This window comes from Nocardia acididurans, from assembly GCF_016741815.1.
GTDB lineage: Bacteria > Actinomycetota > Actinomycetes > Mycobacteriales > Mycobacteriaceae > Nocardia > Nocardia acididurans.
In genome coordinates this window covers 21002-41219 of record NZ_JAERRJ010000026.1, presented here as the reverse complement: position 1 = coordinate 41219, position 20218 = coordinate 21002, and the positions used below count along the sequence as shown (strand labels likewise).

At 66.2% G+C, this 20218-nt stretch carries 17 protein-coding genes and 1 pseudogene; 11 read left to right on the top strand and 7 right to left on the bottom strand.

Annotation, left to right across the window (positions count from 1 at the left end; translation table 11 throughout):
• Positions 1-1721: hypothetical protein (locus JK358_RS38055; protein WP_232852590.1), on the top strand; the 1721-nt coding region annotated here is incomplete at its 5' end.
• Here JK358_RS38055 and JK358_RS38050 read toward each other — a convergent pair.
• Entirely contained in the window at positions 1710-3689 is a 1980-nt protein-coding gene (locus JK358_RS38050; RefSeq protein ID WP_201958536.1) for a tetratricopeptide repeat protein, read from the bottom strand. The genes JK358_RS38055 and JK358_RS38050 overlap by 12 nt on opposite strands.
• A 642-nt stretch (positions 3690-4331) precedes the next feature.
• Here JK358_RS38050 and JK358_RS39780 point away from each other — a divergent pair.
• The 5 genes and pseudogenes from JK358_RS39780 to JK358_RS38030 form a co-directional block, all read left to right on the top strand.
• A pseudogene (locus tag JK358_RS39780) lies at positions 4332-4544 on the top strand (DUF4192 family protein); the annotation flags it as partial.
• Between the two features lie 77 nt (positions 4545-4621).
• Complete coding sequence (locus JK358_RS39775; RefSeq protein ID WP_232852596.1) at positions 4622-4825, top strand: hypothetical protein; 204 nt, start codon at positions 4622-4624, stop codon at positions 4823-4825.
• Positions 4826-4907: 82 nt separating this feature from the next.
• Positions 4908-6140, top strand: coding sequence for a hypothetical protein (locus JK358_RS38040; protein ID WP_201958532.1), 1233 nt, complete (start codon positions 4908-4910; stop codon positions 6138-6140).
• 95 nt (positions 6141-6235) lie between these two features.
• Complete coding sequence (locus tag JK358_RS38035) at positions 6236-6445, top strand: hypothetical protein (RefSeq protein WP_201958530.1); 210 nt, start codon at positions 6236-6238, stop codon at positions 6443-6445.
• A gap of 301 nt (positions 6446-6746) precedes the next feature.
• On the top strand, positions 6747-7841 hold the full coding sequence (locus JK358_RS38030; protein WP_201958528.1) for a ParB/RepB/Spo0J family partition protein: 1095 nt from the start codon (positions 6747-6749) through the stop codon (positions 7839-7841).
• A gap of 73 nt (positions 7842-7914) precedes the next feature.
• On the opposite strand, the gene JK358_RS38025 is transcribed toward JK358_RS38030, so the two are convergent.
• Positions 7915-9663: an FAD-binding dehydrogenase gene (locus tag JK358_RS38025; RefSeq protein WP_232852588.1), complete on the bottom strand. Its 1749-nt coding sequence runs from the start codon at positions 9661-9663 to the stop codon at positions 7915-7917.
• A gap of 314 nt (positions 9664-9977) precedes the next feature.
• Here JK358_RS38025 and JK358_RS38020 point away from each other — a divergent pair, with 314 nt between their 5' ends.
• Both JK358_RS38020 and JK358_RS38015 read left to right on the top strand, forming a co-directional pair.
• Entirely contained in the window at positions 9978-11348 is a 1371-nt protein-coding gene (locus JK358_RS38020; RefSeq protein WP_232852587.1) for a flavin-containing monooxygenase, read from the top strand.
• Positions 11345-12328, top strand: a complete 984-nt coding sequence (locus JK358_RS38015) for an NAD-dependent epimerase/dehydratase family protein (protein WP_201958525.1) — start codon at positions 11345-11347, stop codon at positions 12326-12328. Before JK358_RS38020 ends, JK358_RS38015 begins: the two co-directional genes overlap by 4 nt.
• Here the strand turns inward: JK358_RS38015 and JK358_RS40730 are convergent.
• From JK358_RS40730 to JK358_RS37990, 5 genes are all read right to left on the bottom strand, one after another.
• Positions 12212-12589, bottom strand: coding sequence for a helix-turn-helix domain-containing protein (locus JK358_RS40730; protein WP_201958523.1), 378 nt, complete (start codon positions 12587-12589; stop codon positions 12212-12214). The genes JK358_RS38015 and JK358_RS40730 overlap by 117 nt on opposite strands.
• A gap of 117 nt (positions 12590-12706) precedes the next feature.
• Positions 12707-13747 (bottom strand): AraC family transcriptional regulator, encoded by a 1041-nt coding sequence (locus tag JK358_RS38005; protein WP_201958521.1) that lies wholly within the window; start codon positions 13745-13747, stop codon positions 12707-12709.
• On the bottom strand, positions 13747-14658 hold the full coding sequence (locus JK358_RS38000; protein ID WP_307817927.1) for an MFS transporter: 912 nt from the start codon (positions 14656-14658) through the stop codon (positions 13747-13749). Before JK358_RS38000 ends, JK358_RS38005 begins: the two co-directional genes overlap by 1 nt.
• A gap of 358 nt (positions 14659-15016) precedes the next feature.
• A complete protein-coding gene (locus JK358_RS37995; RefSeq protein WP_201958516.1) occupies positions 15017-16159 on the bottom strand; it encodes a serine hydrolase domain-containing protein in 1143 nt (380 codons plus the stop codon).
• A gap of 406 nt (positions 16160-16565) precedes the next feature.
• Entirely contained in the window at positions 16566-17141 is a 576-nt protein-coding gene (locus JK358_RS37990) for a TetR/AcrR family transcriptional regulator (RefSeq protein ID WP_201958547.1), read from the bottom strand.
• A gap of 88 nt (positions 17142-17229) precedes the next feature.
• On the opposite strand from JK358_RS37990, the gene JK358_RS37985 reads away from it, so the two are divergent.
• From JK358_RS37985 to JK358_RS37975, 3 genes are all read left to right on the top strand, one after another.
• A complete protein-coding gene (locus tag JK358_RS37985) occupies positions 17230-18555 on the top strand; it encodes an oxygenase MpaB family protein (protein ID WP_201958513.1) in 1326 nt (441 codons plus the stop codon).
• Positions 18548-18964, top strand: coding sequence for a type II toxin-antitoxin system Phd/YefM family antitoxin (locus tag JK358_RS37980; protein ID WP_201958510.1), 417 nt, complete (start codon positions 18548-18550; stop codon positions 18962-18964). The genes JK358_RS37985 and JK358_RS37980 overlap by 8 nt, the downstream gene beginning before the upstream one ends.
• A gap of 388 nt (positions 18965-19352) precedes the next feature.
• Positions 19353-20132, top strand: a complete 780-nt coding sequence (locus JK358_RS37975) for a PucR family transcriptional regulator (protein WP_201958508.1) — start codon at positions 19353-19355, stop codon at positions 20130-20132.
• Positions 20133-20218: the final 86 nt, after the last annotated feature.

Sequence of the window (20218 nt, the reverse complement as noted above, 5' to 3'; positions counted from 1 at the left end):
GCAGCGGGCAGCGGGCAGCGGGCAGCGGGCAGCGGGCAGCGGGCAGCGGGCAGCGGGCAGCGGGATCAGGTGGCGTGGTGAGTTCGCGTTGGGCCACCATCGCGTGCAGCCGTCGGGTGCTGGCGGTGACCAGGACGATTACCTCACTGAATCGGATCCTGGATGTATTGCCCGCGCTGGCCGATGATCCCCGAATCCAGGTGGTGTTCACCATCGACGAGGGCTCCCAATTCAGCGTCGGGGTCGCCGATCGTCTCCGCTCCCTCGGAGCGCGCGTCATTCCCTGGCCGGATGCGACGACCACCCCTTTCGATCTCGTCATCGCCGCCAGCGACAACAGCGACCTACACCAGCTCATCGGCCCCGTGCTGTTGGTACCCCACGGCGCCGGATACCAGAAATATTCGACGCACCCCGGCTCCGGCGACGACCGCGACCTGTCGGGCCTATCCGCCACAGCCCTCTCGCATAACGGCCGTCCCGTCCCTGCCCACATCGGTCTGTCACATGAGGACCAGCTCGTCCAGTTGAAACGCGCCACACCGGAATTGGCCGACCGCGCGGTGGTGATCGGGGATCCGTGCCTGGATCGGCTGAGCATGCTGGCCCGCGACCGTGACCGTCAGCGACGACTGCTGAACCTACAGCCTGGGCAGGCGCTGGTCACGGTGACCTCGACCTGGGGCACCGAGTCCACCATGGGGCGTTGGCCCACACTGGCGGCCGATCTGCTGGCTCAACTGCCCTACGACGAGTTTCGTGTCGCGGCGATCCTGCACCCGAATGTGTGGGCGTACCACGGTAGTTGGCAGATCGACCACTGGCTCCGCCGAGCCCGGTCAGCAGGGTTGACCCTGATCGCACCGACCGGACCATGGCAATCGGCCCTGGCGGCAGCCGATTGCGTCATCGGTGATCACGGCAGCCTGTCGGCCTACGCCGCGGGACTGCGCCACCCCCTGATGCTCGCCGCCTTCGGCGACTCCGAGGTCCCCGCCGGGACATCGATGGCCCAGCTCGGCGCCTCCATGCCGCGGCTGGATCGAGCACAACCGCTGGCCGACCAGATCAGGGACGCGATCAGCGCGGTCGACCACGCCCAACTCGACCACCTCGCAGACCAGGTCTTCGCACGACGCGGCGAATCACTGTCGCTGCTGCGCGAATTGATGTACGAGACAATGGGATTGACGCCGTCGGCCACCACACCGGTATTCGATGCCGGTCCCGCGAACCCACCGGCCGGCCCGGCACCCCGCGCCCTGCGCGTCGTGACCGAGTCGCTCGGTGACACTGTCACGCTTCGACGCTTCCCGGCATCACTGTCCGATATCGTGCGGCCCGCCGACAGTGGTCATTTGGTCGTCATCGAGGGTGAGCCCGACGAACGGCTCGCCCAGACCGCCGCCATTCTCGTCGCGGACCAGACCATCATCACCGAGGCAACAGCTCGAGTGTGGGGTGCCGCGACCCTGACCAGGCTGCCGGGCTGCCGGATAGCCGCCGCGCCCATCAGCGCGAACACCATCCTCGCGGTGTTGCGTGATGGTCACCTAGTCCGCGTCAGCGCGACGACAACGCCTGGGGCGCATGCTGATCCGGGGTTGCTCGCCTCCGTCCTTTATCACCTGCTCGTCCGTGCCCAGCGGCCCGATCTTCGACCCGTCACAGTGACTGCGGGCACCAGCACGACCATCGTGCGCTTCGACTCATTCGGTTAGGCGTGCGAGGCGATCTACCCATTGTTCGAGTTCCGGGGAGCCGCTGTCGCGGTGCAGGGCAACCACTTTCTCGACATAGCGGCATTCGGCATCGCGATCCCCGAGCCGCTCGGCGATCTCGGCCAGCAGCTCGAGTGGCCGCGCGAACAGCATCGTTTGTCCCAGTCCGGCGGCGAGATCGATGGAGTCATGCAAGCTTGCGACCGCCTCGGCGTCTTTGCCGAGCGTGATCAGCACCTCTGCCCGGCTGTAGGAGATCCGTGACGAGGTGCGGGCATCGTTGAACGGTGCGATGGACTCATCTGCCCGGTCCAGAGCGACCAATGCCTCCGCGCCCCGATCCAACCGCCCCAGGCACCGGCCGCGGAACTGTGACTGCAACGCGATACCGCGCCGATCACCCAGTTGCTCGTTGAGCGCCAGCGCTTCCTCGAAACACGCGAGAGCAGCAGCGAAATGCCCCTGCCGGTATTCGAACTGACCCATGAAATCGAGCACGGACGCCAACAACGAGCCACCGACCGCACGACCGAGCTCCATGGCACGGGCCAGGTCGCCACCCGCCGAAGTGAAATCCTTGTTCTCGATATGCCCACGCGCCCGCTGACACAGCATCCGCGCCACCATCGCCGAATCCCCTCCGGCCTCCGCGTCGGTCACCGCGAGATCGGCGAATTCCAGCCACTGCTGCAGGTACAGCGGGCTGTTGCTGTAGAACGGCCACGCGGCTTGAAACAGCCGTGACACCAGCCCGCGGGCGCGTTGCGCCGACGCACGCCGCGCCACACCGAGCAGCTCGGGATGGCGTTGCGTGAACCAGGCCATCGCCGCCCGCGCGGAATCGAAACTCGGGCCTGCCGATGGAGCCAGCGGCTCGCCCACCCGGAATCGGTCGCTCACGACGGCGCGATCGGCTGCCACCGCGTCCTGGACCACCACGGTCATCGCCCGCACCGCACCCGCGTTGAGGTCTTCGGCGGTCTCGTCCAGGGCAGCGATACGGCGCGCGTGCAGCCGCACCAAACCGGGCATCAGATGCTCGTCATCGCCGACCTCGGCGAGCAGGTCTGCGTCCACCAGGGTACGAATCAATGGTTCGATCTTGTCGACGCTGGTGTTGCAGGCCGCGGCGATAGCACGTGCCGACCAGCGTCCAGCTGGAAGATCGCCGACCAGCCGGTAGACCCGTGCGGCCGCCGGCGACAATCGGTGGTAGACCGCGTCGAACAACTCGGTGAGCTCGTCACCCACCTTCGTGCGCGCACCCTCGGCGGTCGCGCCGTCGAGCTCCTGCTCGAGCTCTGCGATCAACTGCTGCACCGACAGGCCACGACGTGACCGTACCTGCGCGGCCAGCACCCGAATCGCACGAGGAGACCCGTCGACCAAACTCACCAATCGGCGAATCTGCTCCGGCTCGGCTACCACAAGCCGATCGGCGCAGATTCTCGTCAGCAGCTCCGCGCCGTAGCCCTCGTCCAGACCGCTCATCCGATAGGGAACCGCGCCCTCAGCGGTCAACTCGTCGAGGTCTACCTCACCGGCGACAACGACCAGTGCCGACGCCGAATTGGGTAGCAACACCAACACCTGCGCCGCATCCGACACTCCGTCCAGCAACAACAACACTCGACGGCCTTCGGTCACCGCCAGATACCGGCGATGCCGCCCGGCCAAATCCACCGGTATCCATCGCTCATCGACACGCAGATCACCGAGCAGCCCTGCCAGCACATCCGCCATCGGAACCGCGCCCTCATGCAGCAACTGCGCGAAGTCGACGCTCAATGCGATATCGAAACTCTCGCGTAGAGCCACCGCGCAATGACGCAGGAAAGCCGTCTTCCCGCTGCCCGACAACCCCGTGAATGTGATGATCGCGGGCCCGTCCCGTTCCGAAGCGGCGAGCCTGCGGACCTCGTCGAGAAGGTCGGTGCGGTCGATGAACGTGCCCGGCGGCGGCGCCACCGTCCAGATCCTCCCGTTCGGCTCGGCCCCATCGACATCAGGCGGCAGGTCCCGCGCGCGGCCGAACGCCCCCTGACCCGATACCCCTGGCAATTGCGCACTCCCCCAATCGAATCGACCCAATCGGCAGAGCACCCACGTTACAGCCCCGGCGGCCCTCCACGCGATCACTCGGCGCTCCGAAATCGGTCTCCGACCGTCGATATTGCGGCAAACATCGCAATCGGCCCGAAGGCGAGCTCGCCGCCGTCAGAGGCATGCGGGCATTGCATGATCGGCCGGAGCCGGGCCGGACGGCAGCAACCACCAGGAATGTTGTACGGCTGGGGCACAACAGAATTGGAATCCTCGCAAGCCGTGAATCCGGGGAGTCGAGTAGGCGATGTCGCCACGCCTTCCGGGGCGGTGGGCGGGCGCACGCTACACCGGCGGCGTGGGCGGTCAAGCCGCCAGTGCGAATCCCCAGACGTGCGAACAGTTCGATCGTGGCTGGGGGCAAGGGTTTTCGGCTTAACCGCCCACTGACGCCGCCGGTGTCTACGCGTCGCGCCCACCGCCCCGAAGGGCGCGGCGCGGACATCGATTCTTGGTTGGGTGTCGCGTTGCGCCGTCGGGCTTGTCTCGTTTCTGAGGAGTCCGCTCATGTCGTCGTCCGAAGTTTTGCTGAAGGAACCGGGTCAGTTCATTGCTGCCGTCCCTGCGCTGCTGGGATTCGTCCCGCGGCGATCGTTGGTGGTCGTCGTGCTCCGGCAAGCACAGCCCGATACTCCCCACGAGGTGCATGTCGCTGTTCGGCTCGATCTCCCCACCGCCGACCGATACTCGCACCTTACCGAACGAGTCGTCCAGATCTGCCGACGTGCCGATGCCGTGGCCGCACTCGCGGTCGTCATCGATGACCGCATCACGCGCGGCCATCACCTCCCGCAACGTTGTCGCACCGGTTCCTCACCGACCTCCGAGTGGCCCGCTACCGGCAGGCCCGCGCCGCGCACCGCTGCGAAATCACCTCCCGCGCCCACGATCTGGCCTCGATGCGCAAGGAAGTCACGGCAACGCGCTACCGCCACGCCCGCCAGGATGCCGAGGCAGCGGATGCGTTGCTCGCCGCCGTCCGGCGCAAGACCGACGCCTGACCCAGCAGCCCGACTCGACGTGTCCTGGCCGACCGCCGGCCCATTGCGATAGTTCGAATCCCGTTGGAAGGAAACGCCTCTCATGTCTCTGGATACCTACGCCCGTCATATGTCGTTGCAGCAGCTGGTGCCGTTGCTGCAAGAGCAGCAGGCCGCCAAGGTCGATGTCGTCGCCCCGGCCTCGGCGATCCGCGCCCGCGACGGCATGATCGAACTGTTCGGCGTCACCCCGGTGGTCGACGAACGCGGCGTCACCACCGTCGACGGCCTCTACAGCCCGACCGGTGCCGCCGATGGGCAGATCGCCGACAAACTCGGCATCCCGGTCCGCTACCTGCGCCGACTGCGTGAACGCGAACGCCTGGATCTCTACGACGGCAACGTCAATGGCTGGTTACACGGGTCCGTGGACGCTGAGCTGCCTGAACCTGATGACCGGTCGTTTCTGCTGCGGCTGGTCACCGGCTCCGGGCCGGGGCAGTCCGGTGTGCTGCGGGCGATGGTGTCGAATCGGTACGGGATCATCGACAACCTCGATGTGCTCGCCGCCGTGCTCGAAGGTGTCCAGGCTGCTGGTGCCGACACCGAGATCCGCTCGTGCGATCTGACCGACTCCACCATGCACGCCAAGGTCTACTCCCCGCAGATGTCGGTGCTGGCGCCCCGGTTTCTGGCCAATTACCGCAGCGCGTTCTCCAACCCGGAGTTGGAGGCCGAACGTCGCCGTGTCGCAGGCGATCTCGACCGCTGGCGGCCGATCGCCGCCCGCGAGGGCAAAGGCTACGCACCCGGGGCCGAGCCGGTGGTGTTCACCGGATTCCGGTGCAGCAACGACGAAACCGGCCACCACGCCGTCCGGCTCACTCCGGAGCTGGTGGTGCAGATCTGCGGCAATGGGCTGACCATCCCCATGTTCGCCCACACCCACCGCCACGTCGGCGAACGTCTCGACGCCGGCACGGTGTCCTGGTCTCAAGACACGCTGCGCAAGAAGCTCGCGGTCATCACCGCCGAAACCCGCGACCGCGTCGCGGAATGGTTGTCCCCGGAATTCTTCGCGGCCCGCGTCGAAGAACTGGAGCAGGCCGCCGGCGCGCCGGTCACGCAACCGGACAAGACCCTCGAAGTGCTGGCCAAGAAACTCGGATTCAGCGAGACCGAACGCGCCGGGATCCTCTCGCACTTCATCTCCGGAGGCCAACTCACCGCCGCAGGGATCGCAAACGCGGTCACCAGCTACTCCCAGACAATCCCCGACCCGGACCGCGCCAACGCTCTCGACGACATCGCCTACCAGGCCATGACCATGGCCTGATCTCGGTCACAGTGCGCCACACGACGATTCGCTTCCCTTATCGCGGCTGTCTGTCGCGATACCTCGCCCGTCCGTCTCTCAGGAGGCTCTCCCCCATGATCGAAACGTTGTCCCAGACCGACTATGAGCACGAGCGGCACTTCGGCTCGGCCGGACTCGTCACGCATCTCGACGCGAAGACCATCGATGCCTGGCGCGCTGACGAGCCCCGCTGGGCGGGCAAGTACTGGCTGTTCGTCCGCGGTGACGACAAGCTCTGGTCGCTGCGCCCCATCTACGTGATCACCCGCGAGAAAAAGAAATAGCGCCACTGTCCGACCATCCTTCAACTCACCGAAATCCGTTGTCCGAAGACACTATTCAACAACTCACCTGATACCCATTCCACTTTTCAGGCGGGTGCCAGCCCCCTCCCGGGCCGGTACCCGCCTGTCTCATTTCCAGAGGAGTTCCGAATGACCGCCACGACCATCGACACCGCCACCGACGCCACTGCTCTCCCCGCTGAACCCGAGACCGGGGATCAACCCACCACCGAGTCCGAGGAGGCACTTGCTGCGGAGGCGCTGTAATCTGCCTCCGCAGGCGCTGTCCATCGATGAGAATGTGCGCAAGAATTTCGACCTGGACGAGCATCCCGAGGTCAAGGAGTCGATCAAGCGCGGCGTCGAGATTCCGCTGCTGGCGCACCGCGAACCCGACGGCACCATCACCGTCATCGACGGCCAGGTCCGTGCGCTGGCCGCGATCGAGTTGAAGGTTGCCAGAGTTCCGGTGTGGGTGACCCCCGCACCGCAGGTCGATCGGGCCGAGCGTGAGATCCGCCGCACCTCGACGCAGATCAACGTCAACGATCATCGCATCGCGCTAACTGATGGTGACCGTGCCGCGGGCATGGCGCGCATGTTCGACTTCGGTGCCTCGCTGACCCGCATCAGCCAGGAGATCGGGCAACGCCGCGAACAGGTCAAGCTCGCGGTCACCGTCGGCCGCAGCGAAACCGCGTGCGCCGCAGTCGATGCCCATCAGCTCGATTTCGAACAGGCCGCCGTGCTCGCGGTGTACGAGAACGCCGGTGACACCGACGCGGTCGCCCGGCTGCTGGCCGCACCCCGGTCGATGTTCGCCCATCACGTCAAACGCATCGCCGCCGAACGCGACGAATCCCGCGACCGGTTCCGGGAATCGCTGCCCTATGCCGCCGAGGGCTTCGGCGTCCACAGCACCGACCCCACCGAGGACGACAGTTTCATCGCCGCCGACCTGCTCCGCACCAGCGACGGCGAACCGATCGACATCGCCCGCATTCACGCCACGCCCACGCTGTGGAGCATCTACTGCCAGCCCACCGAGGTCGAGGTACTCCTCGACCGCGACACCGGCGAGGTGGTGGACCCCGACAGCATCGATCCCGCCACCAAGCCGAAACCGAATGCGGTTGCCGTCGAAGGACTTCGCCACGCCGACACCGTCGAATCCGGGTACCTGTGGGCCCCCGAGTACTACCTGCGCGCCGACCGACTCGACGAATCCGGATTCCAGTACGCCAGCGACTTCACCCAAACCGAACCCCAACCCGAACAGGTGCCGGAAACCCCCGGTTCCGGCCATGTGTGTCCGGTTCAGCTCGAATTGCGGCCGAACCACTCTCGCTCGATTGCTCGAAATCCGTTATATCGCAGCGGCTTCGGGTGTTCCTAGCCGAGGAAGCCGGGTCAGCGCGACAACCGTGGCGGCTCCACCCACCGGGTCCTCGGGTCGGGTCGCGGAGCGGTCATGCGCTGTCCCGGGCAGCGGCGCGCCCGGTTTCCCTGCCGGTGAACAGGCAACCGCCGAGGAAGGTGCCTTCGAGTGCGCGGTAGCCGTGGATGCCGCCGCCGCCGAATCCTGTCGCCTCGCCCGCTGCGTACAGGCCGGGGATCGGTTGGCCATGCGGATCGAGTACGCGGCCCGAGAGGTCGGTTTGTAGTCCGCCGAGGGATTTTCGGGTGACGATGTTCATGCGGATCGCGATGAGGGGTCCGGCGGCTGGGTCGAGGATGCGGTGGGGTTCGGTGGTTCGGATGAGGTTGTCGCCGATGTAGGCGCGAGATCGGCGGAGGGCCGCGATGCCGGGGTCCGTGCTCGCCGGATTCTCGATCTCGTTGTCGCGCTGGATGATTTGGTCTCGGAGTGGGTCGAGCCGGATCATCGTGCTGCCGGTGAGGCGGTTCATCGCGTCGACGAGGCCGGGGAGATCGTCAGCGATCACGACATCCTCGCCCCGGTCCAGGAAAGCCTGCACCGGAGGCGGCACGTCGGTGAGAGCCTGCGTGGCCAGGTAGCCGGCGAGATCCTTGCGGGTGAGCTCAGGATTCTGCTCGGAGCCCGAGAGCACGAATTCCTTCTCGGCGATGCGTTTGTTGAGAATGAACCAGGAATAGTCGAAGCCGGAGCGCATGATCAACTCCAGCGTGCCGAGAGTGTCGACGCTGGGGATGCCGGGTTCGGCGAAACGGCGGCCTTCGGCATCGAACCACATCGACGATGGGGCGGCCAGGACTCGGATGCCGTGGCCGGGCCAGATCGGTGAGTGGTTGCGCATTCCTTCGGTGTAGTGCCACATGCGATCCTGGTTGACCAGCCGCGCCCCGGCAGCCGCGGTGATGCCGAGCATGCGCCCGTCGACATGCTCGGGCACTCCGGTGATCATGCGTGCGGGGGCATTGCCGAGCCGCGCGGGCCAATGACGCCGCACGAGGTCATGATTGCCGCCGATGCCTCCGGAGGTGACGACCACCTGTGCTGCCGTGTACTCGAACTCGCCCACCGCGACGCGAGAACTGGGAGTGCCGCGGATGGCGTCACTGGGCTTCAGCACGGTGCCCCGGACTCCCGTTACCGCGCCATTCGTGAGGATGAGTTCGTCGACCCGATGCCTGAAGGCGAAGGTGACCAGTCGGCCCGCTGCGGCTCGAACGGACCTCTCGAACGGTTCGACCACACCGGGCCCGGTGCCCAAGGTCATATGGAATCGGGGTACGGAGTTGCCGATCCCGCCGTCGGCTTGGCCGCGTTCGGCCCAGCCGACGTAGGGCACCCAGTTCATGCCGAGGCTCCGCAGCCAGGATTGCTTCTCGCCGGCGGCGAACTGCAGGTAGGACTCTGCCCATCGCTTGCCCCAATAGTCTTCGCCGAGAACATCATCGGGTCCGCGGTCCCATCCCGCGGTGCGGAACCAGTCGCCGCGGGCCAGCTCGAGGGAGTCCCGGACACCGGCCAGTCGTTGCTCGACGGAGTCGATGAAGAACAGGCCGCCCAGGGACCAATGGGCCTGGCCGCCGAGGCTGGTTTCCGGCTCCTGATCCAGAATCAGGACCCGTCGCCCGGCGGCGATCAGTTCGGAGGCGGCGACGAGCCCAGCCAGTCCGCCGCCGACGATGATCACATCGGCGGCGAGACCGGCGTGGGCGCGGTGTGCGCCCGCCACGGTCCAGGCGGCTGCGGCGGCCCCACCGAGTGCGAACAGGCCACGGCGAGACATAGTGGAAGTGCTGCTGTCGGAAGACATTCGGGTGGGTCCTTGCTGAAACGAGGGGATTCCGTGGTGCGTGGCCACTGGCCGAAGCACCTCGACTCCGTATTCCAGCTTTTCGACGCCGTGACCGGGAGGGGGTTATCAGCCTGCGAGGGGGTATATCCGGACAGTTGCCGTCGTTCGGCCCGACGGATCGAGCGCACTTCGTGTTCGCGCCTATCGATGTCCGGTACGCCCCTGGGGTTTGCCGCAATTCCCCTTATCGCCGTGAGCGTGTTCGTTGTTCGATCGCTGTGTTCTCGATCTCGAACGGAGGATTCATGTCGGACCATCACTCGGCGAGCACACCGCTGCCGGTGTGCATCATCGGCGCCGGACCCGCGGGCCTGTCGGCGGCCCGAGCGCTGAAGCGGCTGGGAATCGAATACGACCAGTACGAACGCCATTGCGATGTCGGCGGCATCTGGGATCTGAACAACCCGGGGACGCCGATGTACGAGTCCGCGCACTTCATTTCGTCGCGGAAGACCTCGGGGTTCTTCGATTTCCCGATGCCGCGGACCTATCCGGATTACCCGGGCAACCGGCAGATTCTCGAGTACACGCGGTCGTTCGCCGCGGCGTACGGTTTGCGGGACACGATCCGGTTCAACTGTGCGGTCACCGATGTGCAGCAGGACGGACGAGAGTGGCTGGTGGGCCTCGACGACGGTACCGTACACCGCTATCGGGCCGTCCTCTGCGCCACCGGCGTCACCTGGTCGCCGCGAATCCCGAAGCACAAGGGCGAATTCGCGGGCGAGATCCGGCATTCGTCGACCTACCGCAGCCCGCTCGAGTTCCGCGGGCGACGGGTGCTGATCGTCGGTCTGGGCAACTCGGGTGCGGATATCGCCTGTGACGCCGCCGCGAACGCGGAGGCGGCGTTCGTCAGCATCCGGCGTGGATATCACCTGATTCCCAAGCACATCTTCGGAATTCCCAGTGATGAACTCGCCCACGGCGGCCCACAGCTGCCGCTGTGGCTGCAACGCCCCTTCTTCAAGGCCACCCTGCGAATGATCCAGGGTGACCTCACGAAATACGGTCTGCCCAAACCCGATCACAAGCTGTTCGAATCGCACCCTCTGCTCAACAGCCAGCTGATCCACTACCTGCAGCACGGGGATGTGGCCATCCGCACCGATATCGAGGCGTTGGAAGGCTCGCGGGTGCGCTTCACCGACGGACGCACCGAAGAGGTGGACCTGATCCTCTACGCGACCGGCTACGACTGGGAGATCCCCTACGCCGCACAGTTTTTCAGCTGGAACGAGGGACGCCCCGACCTGTACCTCTCGGTGTTCAACCGCGCGCACCACAATCTGTTCGGGCTCGGGTACATCGAGATCAACTCCAGCGCGTACACGCTGTTCGACCACATCAGCAATCTCCTCGCCCAGTATCTGCACGACCAGGACCACAACCCGGACCGTGCGGCCGAGTTCGACCGGCTCATCGCCGCCGATCGCCCGAAACTCAACGGCGGCATCAACTTCCTGGCATCGGCACGCCATCGCTCCTACGTCGACGCGCACGCGTATCACTCCTACCTGGCCACCCTGCGCAAGCGGCTGGGCTGGCAGAACCTCACTCCCGGCCAGTTCGACGGAATCCGCGTCGACCAGCAGATCTCGGAGGTGCTGGGATGAAATGCCTGGTCACCGGCGCGACGGGTTTCGTCGGCGCGAACCTGGTCCGCGAGCTGCTCGCCGCCGGCCACGACGTCACCGCCACCGGCATGCCCGGCTCGCCGACCCACTGGCTCGAAGACCTGCCGATCACCATCCGGCTCGCCGACCTCACCGAACCCGGCGTGGCCCGGGCGCTGGTGGACGGCCACGACTGGGTGTTCCATGTCGCCGGGGACACCTCGACCTGGTCGGGCCTGGCCGAGCGGCGGCGCAAGGTCAATGCCGTGGTGCCCGCCCTGCTCGCCGACGCCGCCCTCGAAACCGGCGTCACCCGCTTTCTGCACACGAGCACCACCGATGTGCTCGGCTACTTCCCCGACGGAAGTCCGGTCGACGAGAACGGCGGGGATCACCTGTTCACCGGGATCGGCTACCACTACGCCGACACCAAACTCGCCGGCGAACTCGCAGTGCGGCATCGAGTGGAGAAGGGGTTGGACGCGGTGGTCGTCTACCCCGGCTTCATGATCGGCCCCTACGACTACACCCTGCAGATCGGACGGGTCATCCGGGCGCTGCAGCAGGGCCGCCGTTATCCGTGCCCGCCGGGCACCACCTCCTGGTGCGATGTGCGGGCGGTGACGCGGGGCATGGTCGCCGCGCTCGAAAAGGGCAGCGCCGGCAGCAGTTACATTCTCGCCGGACCGAATCACAGCTACTACGAGGTGTTTTCGCGGATGGCCGAGCTGATCGGCGCATCGAAACGCCCGCTACCCATTCCGCGTCCGCTGCTCGGCGCGGTCGGCGCACTCCGCGAATTCGCTTCGCTGGTGACCAGGGCGGCGCCGGACATCGATCCCGGCCTGGCGCGCTATCTGTCACTACCGCAGGCCACCAGCAGCGCCCGCGCCATCACCGAACTCGGTTACCACCCCGGGGACATCGACACCGCCATACTCGACGCCGCACGCTGGTACGAAGCGAATATGCCCGTCTGACCCCGGCGGCGGCACACCCCCGGGGGCGGCCCGCACCGCAAGATCCCACAGCGCACGCCCGACCCGCACCCGACGGTCGGGCGTGCGTTGCAGCCAGCCCTGCTCAACCAGTTCCCCGACCAGACGGGAGACCGTCGGCGCGGCCATCGCCGTCCGCGACGACAGTTCCGTCACGCTCAACACGGTGTCGCCGTGCGCGAAGGCGTCGAGGAGCTTGACGATCCGAGAAAACGTGCTTTCGCCGTTGGAGTTTCGTGCCATCGTGAGTTGTCCGCGTGCCTGCCTGCGAGATCCGAACAGAGGTGCTGCCGGTATTCAAACGGCAGCCGCTGCGTCGGGCGAGGGCACTTCCGGGCCTCTGGAGGGGGAAACCGGACATCACCGGCGAGTTGCGCTGGGGGGCTGCCCGGTCCACCGAACGTAGGCGCGACGGAACTCACGGATATCGCTGTAGCCGACCTGATGGGCGACCGCCGCCACCGGCATCGTGGACTCGCGCAACAGCGCGGTGGCACGCCGTCGCCGCACTCGATCCCTGACCGAGCTGAAACTCTCGTCCGCGGCACTGAGGCGCCGGCGCAGCGTCCGCTCGGTGACATGCAGCCTGGCCGCCACCTCGGCCATCGTCAAAGGATGACGCAGGTGCTGTTCCAGCAGCGCCTCCACGACGGCCACCACGTCCGGTTCCCCGCGACCGGTGTCGATCAATCGACGGCACGCGTCCACCGCGATCGCCCTGGTCGGTTGATTGCGTGTGGCAAACGGCAGGTTCAGGGTCGCCGCGGGAAAGACCATTCGTGTGTACTCAGCGCGGAATTCGACCGGGCATCGGAAGAAGCTCTGGTATCGACTCGCGTACGACGGGGGCTCGTACCCTAACTCCAGCCGCGCCGGGGTCCAGTCCGCGCCGACCACCGAGCGCACGAAAACCGTTGTGCTGCAGAGCACTTCTTCACAGAGGAAGGCGAGCAGCAATGGTTCGGGCTGTCGTTCGTACAGTCGCAGAGCCGCGGTTCCGCCATCCTGCTCGAGGTCGATGTCCATCAGGCTTCCCGATGCCTGGTGCAGTTCCAAGCCGATCGACAACGCTTCACCCACGGTCGCGGCCGATCGCATAGCCACCCCCAGCATGCCCATCGACAACAAAATGTCCCGGCCGCCCACCTGCATGCCCAGCGGCCGGTCCGGCATGACCGCCACCGCCCGCCGCAACACCGTAACCGCTTGCCGGAAGGACACTTTGATCGAATCCTCGGTCAGCAGTTCGGACACGGTCAGACCAGTGCCGGCGAACCACGATCCGATGTCGCAACCTGCCCGCACGCCCAGTTCCACGATCCCGCTCAGGACCGCGGGCGGAATAGTCGGAAGATCCAATCTCGCGTCGACGAGGCAATGATCCGCGATCGAGGTGTGCATTACGGGACCACCTTTCCGGGCGGACCGGCCGCACCGCCGGCAGCGGCATGGCGGGTGGGGAAGGCCCGCGCCAGCCCGAGGAGGGCGAGCGCGAACAGCAGCGGAACCAACAATCCTGTCCGCAGACTGGTGGCGGTGGCGACCGCGCCGACCAGCACACCGCCCACCAGTGTCCCCGCGTAGTTGAACAGGTTGAGCCGGGCTATCACCGTGTCGAGCCCGCGGCCACTGGTGCGTCGTCCCAATTCGCTGAAGCACAACGGTGCGATCAACGGCAGGCCGCAACCAGCGATCAGGAATCCGATGATCGCGACCGGCGGGACCGGCGCCGCCACGACGATGGTGAGACCAGCGGCACCGATTCCAGCCGCGCACCTGCTGACAGTCCGGGCGCCCCACCGCCGCACCAGGGCGTCGCCTGCCAGCCGCCCGGCCAGGGATGCGCCCTGGTAGGCAGCCAGCGCGAGTGCCGCTGTCGCAGCCGAGGCGCGCAGTTCCTCGCTCAGGTACAGCGCCGACCAATTGCCCACCGCCAGATCGATAGCGAACGCCAGCGCCACCGCAGCACCGAACAGCAGTAGCGCGCGGACCGGCACATCCGGGGCGCACTCCCGCTCGTCGGGCCCCGACTCGCCATTGGTTGCGCTGGGCAGCCGCGGTCCCAGGATCTGCGCGGCGGAAAGAACGATGACTGCCGCCGCACCGATGACCGCACCGACCGGAACGTTCAGGGATTCGCAGCTCGCCACGAGCAATGCGCCCCCGATCGCTCCCGCACTCCACGCCGCGTAGAAGGACGACAAAATGAATCGCCGTTGACCATGCTGGATGAGTAGTGCCTGCATGTTCGCGCCCGCGTCGACCGCGCCGAGGCCGATGCCGTAGACCCCCAGCGCGACGAACAACGCCACCGGTCCCGGCGAGCACGCGGCGGCAAGCCCACCGAGAGAGATGAAGTGAAGGCCGAGCCGCAGTGCCGCTCGACTCGAGTGGCGTGCGGCCACACGCTCGGCGAGAACACTACCCCCAGCCGCGATCAGCGAAATTCCGGCAACCAGGAATACCAGAGTGGATTCATTCAGAGAGAATTTGCTCTTGAGCTGGGGTAGTTCGGTGAGAACAACGGCCAGGAAGAATCCCTGCGCGGCGAATGCGACCGAATTGGCGCGCCGCGCAGAACTCAGTACATTGCGCCTGGAAGAGAATGCCGGATCAGCGGTGGGAGAGTCGAGCATGTGCGGCCCTGTCGATACTCGAGAGAATGAGCGGCTATTCGCAGCCGCCGAGTCGGTCCATGACCGCGCGATAGAGTGCGTGCCACTCTTCCTTGCCCTGTCCCGCGAAATCCAGGTCCGTGGTCACCTGCAGAGTGTGCGCCAGCCGTACACCGGTCAGGCACTCCGACGGGGCGACGGTGATGTATTGGCCTTGGAAACCGTTGGCCTGGAAGCCGTCCGGTGTCGCGCCGTTCCACCATTGGAATCCGTAACCGCCTTCGGCGTGGTCGCCGGCGTCATGGGCGGGTTTCATGTCGGTGGTGGCCGCGGCGACCCATCGCGCGGAGACGATCCGGCGGCCGTCCGGGGTGCTGCCGCCGGTGCGCATGAACTCACCGAAACGGACGAAGTCACGAGGGACCGCGAACAGCGCCTCGGACGCGATGGCCGCACCGGTTCGATCGGTCATGATGTCCGCTCCGGCTTCCATCCCCGCCGGCTGCCAGAGTTGTTCGGAGAGAACCTGATTGAACGGTTGCCCGTAGACGCTCTCCACGAGCCAGGCGAGCACCTGCGTGTTGGCGCTGTTGTAGTTGAAGCGCACGCCCTGCGGCTCCGCCCGGGGCAGCGAGCGCAGGAATTCGTTTCTGGTCTGTCCGGCGCTGCCGTCGGTGAAGTAGTCCAGCGCCAGGTCGACCCACTGGAGGACCTGGGTGTTCTGCGACAGTTCCGAGGTGTGCTCATCCCAGTGGACTCCGGATCGCATCTCGAGCAGATTCCGGAGGGTGACACCCTGCCAGGCCGTCTCGGCGAGTTCGGGGATGTACCGCTCGATCGGGTCCTCCACCGAGGAGATCAGGCCCTGGTCGAGAGCGATACCGACCAGCGTGGAGACGAAAGATTTGGTGGTCGACCAGGCCTGATGCGCGACGTCGGCCGACCATCCGTTGGCGAAGTACTGGGCGACGAGGCGGCCGTTGTGCGCGAACTCGATCACGTCGGTCGCGGTCTCGTTGAGGAAATCACCGACAGTCTTCGTCCGCCCTGCCCACTCGTAGGAGACGCCGAGCAGATCGACGGGCTCGTACGGCAGTGCCGACACTGTGCCACCGGCCGCGACCGGGGCGTGCGGAAGCACCACATCGGGCTTCACGACATCGATCGGGAGCGGCAGCAGAACAGAATCGTTGACCACCGCCTCGTGGACGAGGTTCGACCAGAACTCGGCCGAGGCCAGACTCGCTCCGGCTCCCGCGAGCAGCTGGTTCAGCGGCGGAACACCGAGTAACCGGCCACCCTGAATTGCCGCCAGAAATTCTTTCGCATCGGAAATTCTCGATTGCTCAGCAATTGGCTCCTCGGCCGCCGCGAGAGGGTGGGTGGTGCCAATTGCAATCAAAGTAATTGCGGCCGTTGCGACGAGATATCGAATTGATCGACGACAGCCGGTATTGCGGTGGACTGAGCTGAGCATACGGATAGGTTAGCCTTCTCCTCGTGTTTCTTATGTAACATTCTGGTCAACTGACCGACTCTTGCGGTTCGGCTACTCGAGGCATATGAAACGGTTCGTCGAGTTTTCGGCAACCCCTTGACGAGATTCATGGTCGGATTCCCGGCAATAGCTCGGAGCCGAATCTGCGCGCCAGCGAGTGCAGTCGCTCCCGAGTAGCCGATTCGGGTTCGGTCAGACGTAGCTGCAGCAACTCCCGGCACACCGCCTGCAGGATCCGTGCGGTGTACTCCGGATCCTCGAGATCCGGACCCAGTCGGCGCAGCCGTGCGATGAGGTGCTCGCGCACGATGGCCTGCGCCTGATTCAGTCGTTCGTAGAGCTCTGGCGGTGCGCCCTGCGGCGGCAGCAGGAACAGCCGCCAAGTGGCGGGGCTGGCGTCGACGGCGTCGAGCACGCTGTCGAAGGCGCGCAGCGCCGGGTTGGCCCCACTGTCGCTCGTACTGGACACGGCCTGTGCGAATTGCGCGGCCGCGCGCGCCGCCTCGCGGTCGATCAGCGCCACGAACAGCTTGGCGGGATCGCCGAACTGCTGGTAGAGCAGCGACCGGTTGACGCCGGCTGTCTCGGCGATGCGGTTCGGAGTCGCGGCGTGAAAGCCCTCGGCGGTGATGATCGCGTGCGTGACGTCGAGGATCTGCTCACGTCTCGCCTCTGCGCTCATTCGCCGTCGCGGTTGCGAAGTCATGGTTGACAGCATAACTAACAGTCCGTGAGTATTGCTCACAAGTTGTTAGTTGATCGGAGCATGCATGGCTACCTACTACCCGGACTTGGCGCGGCTCGTACGCGATCAGCGCGAGCGGCAGCCTGACCTGTACGGGCACATCGACTTCGGCAGGCAGCCCTACCGGCTGGCCACGCAGCCGGGTGTCGCCTCGGCGTTACCCGAGTGGGTCGCCGAGCGTGACCCGATTCTCGCCGATCCCCTTGTCGTCGAACTGATTTCGACGGCGACGATGCTCGGCGACACGGTCGCGGATCCGCTCGCCGCCGCGAGTGCCGAACGCAGCGTGACCGAGCTGGTCGCCATGGTGCGCCGCGCCTGCCGCGAAGGCATCGAGGCCGTCGAGGACGCACCACCGGAGCTGGTGCGGTTCATCGCCGCGATGGAAGCCACTCCCGAGTGGCTGGACATGGAACTCGTCCGCGAAGGCGCACGGCAGGCCCGCGTCACCGCGGCGCTGCTGGCCCCATTCCTCACCCGAGGCGCGTTCCTGGCCACGTTCACCAATACCTATGCCGCGCTGCCGATGGCATTGACCGGAGCGCTGTCCGGACGCCGGGCCGCACGGCGGGTGAACGAGACGGCGAACTTCTTCGCGGTGACGACTCTGCCGGGAGCGCTCGAGCGCCACGGCCCCGGATTCGAAGCGGCGGCGATGGTGCGGTTGATGCACTCGATGGTCCGCTTCAACGCGCTCACCCGATCCGGACGCTGGGATTCGGAGACCTACGGCGTACCGGTCCCACAGGTCGATCAGATGCCCGCGGGAATGATCAACCTCTACCTTCTCTCCACGCGCGTGCTGCGCAGTGGTCGGACCCGATTCACCGACAGCGAGCGGGCTTTGGTGGAGTTCGGCCGCTACCGATGCTTTCTGCTGGGACTTCCCGAGGATCTGCTCCCCACCACGCCCGAGGGGATTGTGCACGTGATCCACGCCCGGGCCGCTCTCCTGCGTGCGGATTTCGACGAGGCCACCTGCGGGCAGCTGATCAGCTCGACCATGTCGGCCTACCTGCGCCCCGGCAACTCTCGCGTCGATCGCATCGCCGATGCGGTCGAGAAGAGCTACAGCAAGGCGGGTTTCATCGCGGCCTTCTGCCACGGAGATCGGCGCGCCGCACGCGCTATGGGCGTGTCGATCGGCGCCGCCGATCTCGCGCGGATCGCGGTGACGGCACCGTTCATCGTCGGCCGGTTCCTGGTCGTCCTGCGCGCCTCCCGCATAGAACGATTGCGGCCGGCTCTGGACCGCTACCTCACCAGGCTGGTCCGGCGTCGGCTGGCCACCTACGGCAACCCCGAATTCATCAGCGACGCCAAGACATACACTCCAGCTCACGGTGCCTGAACTTGCCCGAATCAGTTTCGCCATCGGAAGTCGGAGCAGCGTGAAGAGCATTTCCAGTAGAGCATTGCGGATGTCTTGGCGCGATGTGCTCGCGGAAGCCCGCTCGGGCACCGAGGCGATCGTCATTCTGCAGCACGGCAACCCACAGGCGGTGATGCTCTCCGAGGCGACATGGCGGGCAGGCTGCGCCAAAGTGCCGGTGCCGGACCAGGATCGGCGTGTTCGCGCCGCTTCGGACGTACGCAGCGGCCTGCGCGCGGTGCGTACCGCCGCGCACTGCGCCGGGCAACACACGCTCATCCGGAAGTTGTACGGATCGCTGTGCAAAGACACTCCGGAAGAACTCCTCGATGCCGTGATCGCACCCTACGACTGGGTACAGAGATCGCTCCCGGAGCTGGTCACCTAGTTCGACGCGGTGCAGGGCGGCTTCGATCTCGATCGAGCCAGCATTCAGGGGATCAGCGCTGCGACTCCTTGCTCATTAACTTGCTGGTTAGTTAACATGTTTGCGCCGGGCTGGTGCTGTTCGCAATTGCGCAGGCGTGCCCGGCAACCTGGAAAGGAAGGAACGGCGGCTATGGTCGGCAGCCATGCGCTCAGCGTCGAGCGCAGGAACGAGCAAGCTCAACCGCCCATCGTCGTCGTGTCCTACCAGGTGTCGAATGCGTGAGCGGGATGTGCGAGAGCCGGCGTCCACAGGTCGCAACCTCGGCCCCGCCGACGTCATGGCAGCTCGCTGGTTCGCCGGCAGGAAACCTCTCCGCCAGGGCCGTTCCCTGACATCGAAACCCCTCGTGCCGGCCAGGCACTGGAGCGAACTCGGGTCCGCGGACCGGGCGCAGGTGCTGGGATCGGCACTGCTGTACGGCCGGACGCCCGCTGTATCGGGTGTGCCGATCCGCGGGCACTACCATGTGGTCGCCATCGCGAACGCCCCCGAGACGAAGGCGAGTACCCGCAAGCCTCCGGCCGCGGAACTCCCCGCTGAGCCACAGCGCCGAATTCGATCACGGCTCACCGAACGATACGGCGACGCGGCCGTCGTCAATCTCGACAGCAGCGGAGGGACGATACTGCTGCCGTCGCGTGGCGAGCCCCAGCTCCCCGGCGGGCTCACGGCCGAGCTCGCGTGGGTCGCCGAGGCTCCGATTTCGGCTGCGGCCGTGCACAGTTCGGCGGCAGCGATTCCCCGCGCGGTCGCACTCGCGCGCGACCTGCTGGACATCGTCGTACGCCTCGGCTACGCACCGGATCTGTATACGCTCGGTGACCTGACGGTGGAGTACCAGCTCACTCGCACAGGTCCGGCGACCGGATCGCTGATCGCGCCCGTGGAAGCATTGCTCGAAACCCCTGATCTGATCGATACGCTGCAGTCTCACGTGGCCGCGAATTTCGACCGCCGGAAAACCGCCACGACCCTCGGGGTTCACCGCAACACCGTCGACTACCGGCTGCGGCGCATCAAGGACCTCACCGGCCTCGACCCACACAACAATTCCGACCTGCTCCGTCTGCAGTCGGCGCTGATCACCTACACCTACCACAGGCGCTCACCGGTCCCAAACACATAGCAGCGGAGACCATTTCGATCGCCTGAACCGTATCGACCCCCTTGGAGAGCACGTGCGCATTGCCGCTCATCCCCATCTGTACGACC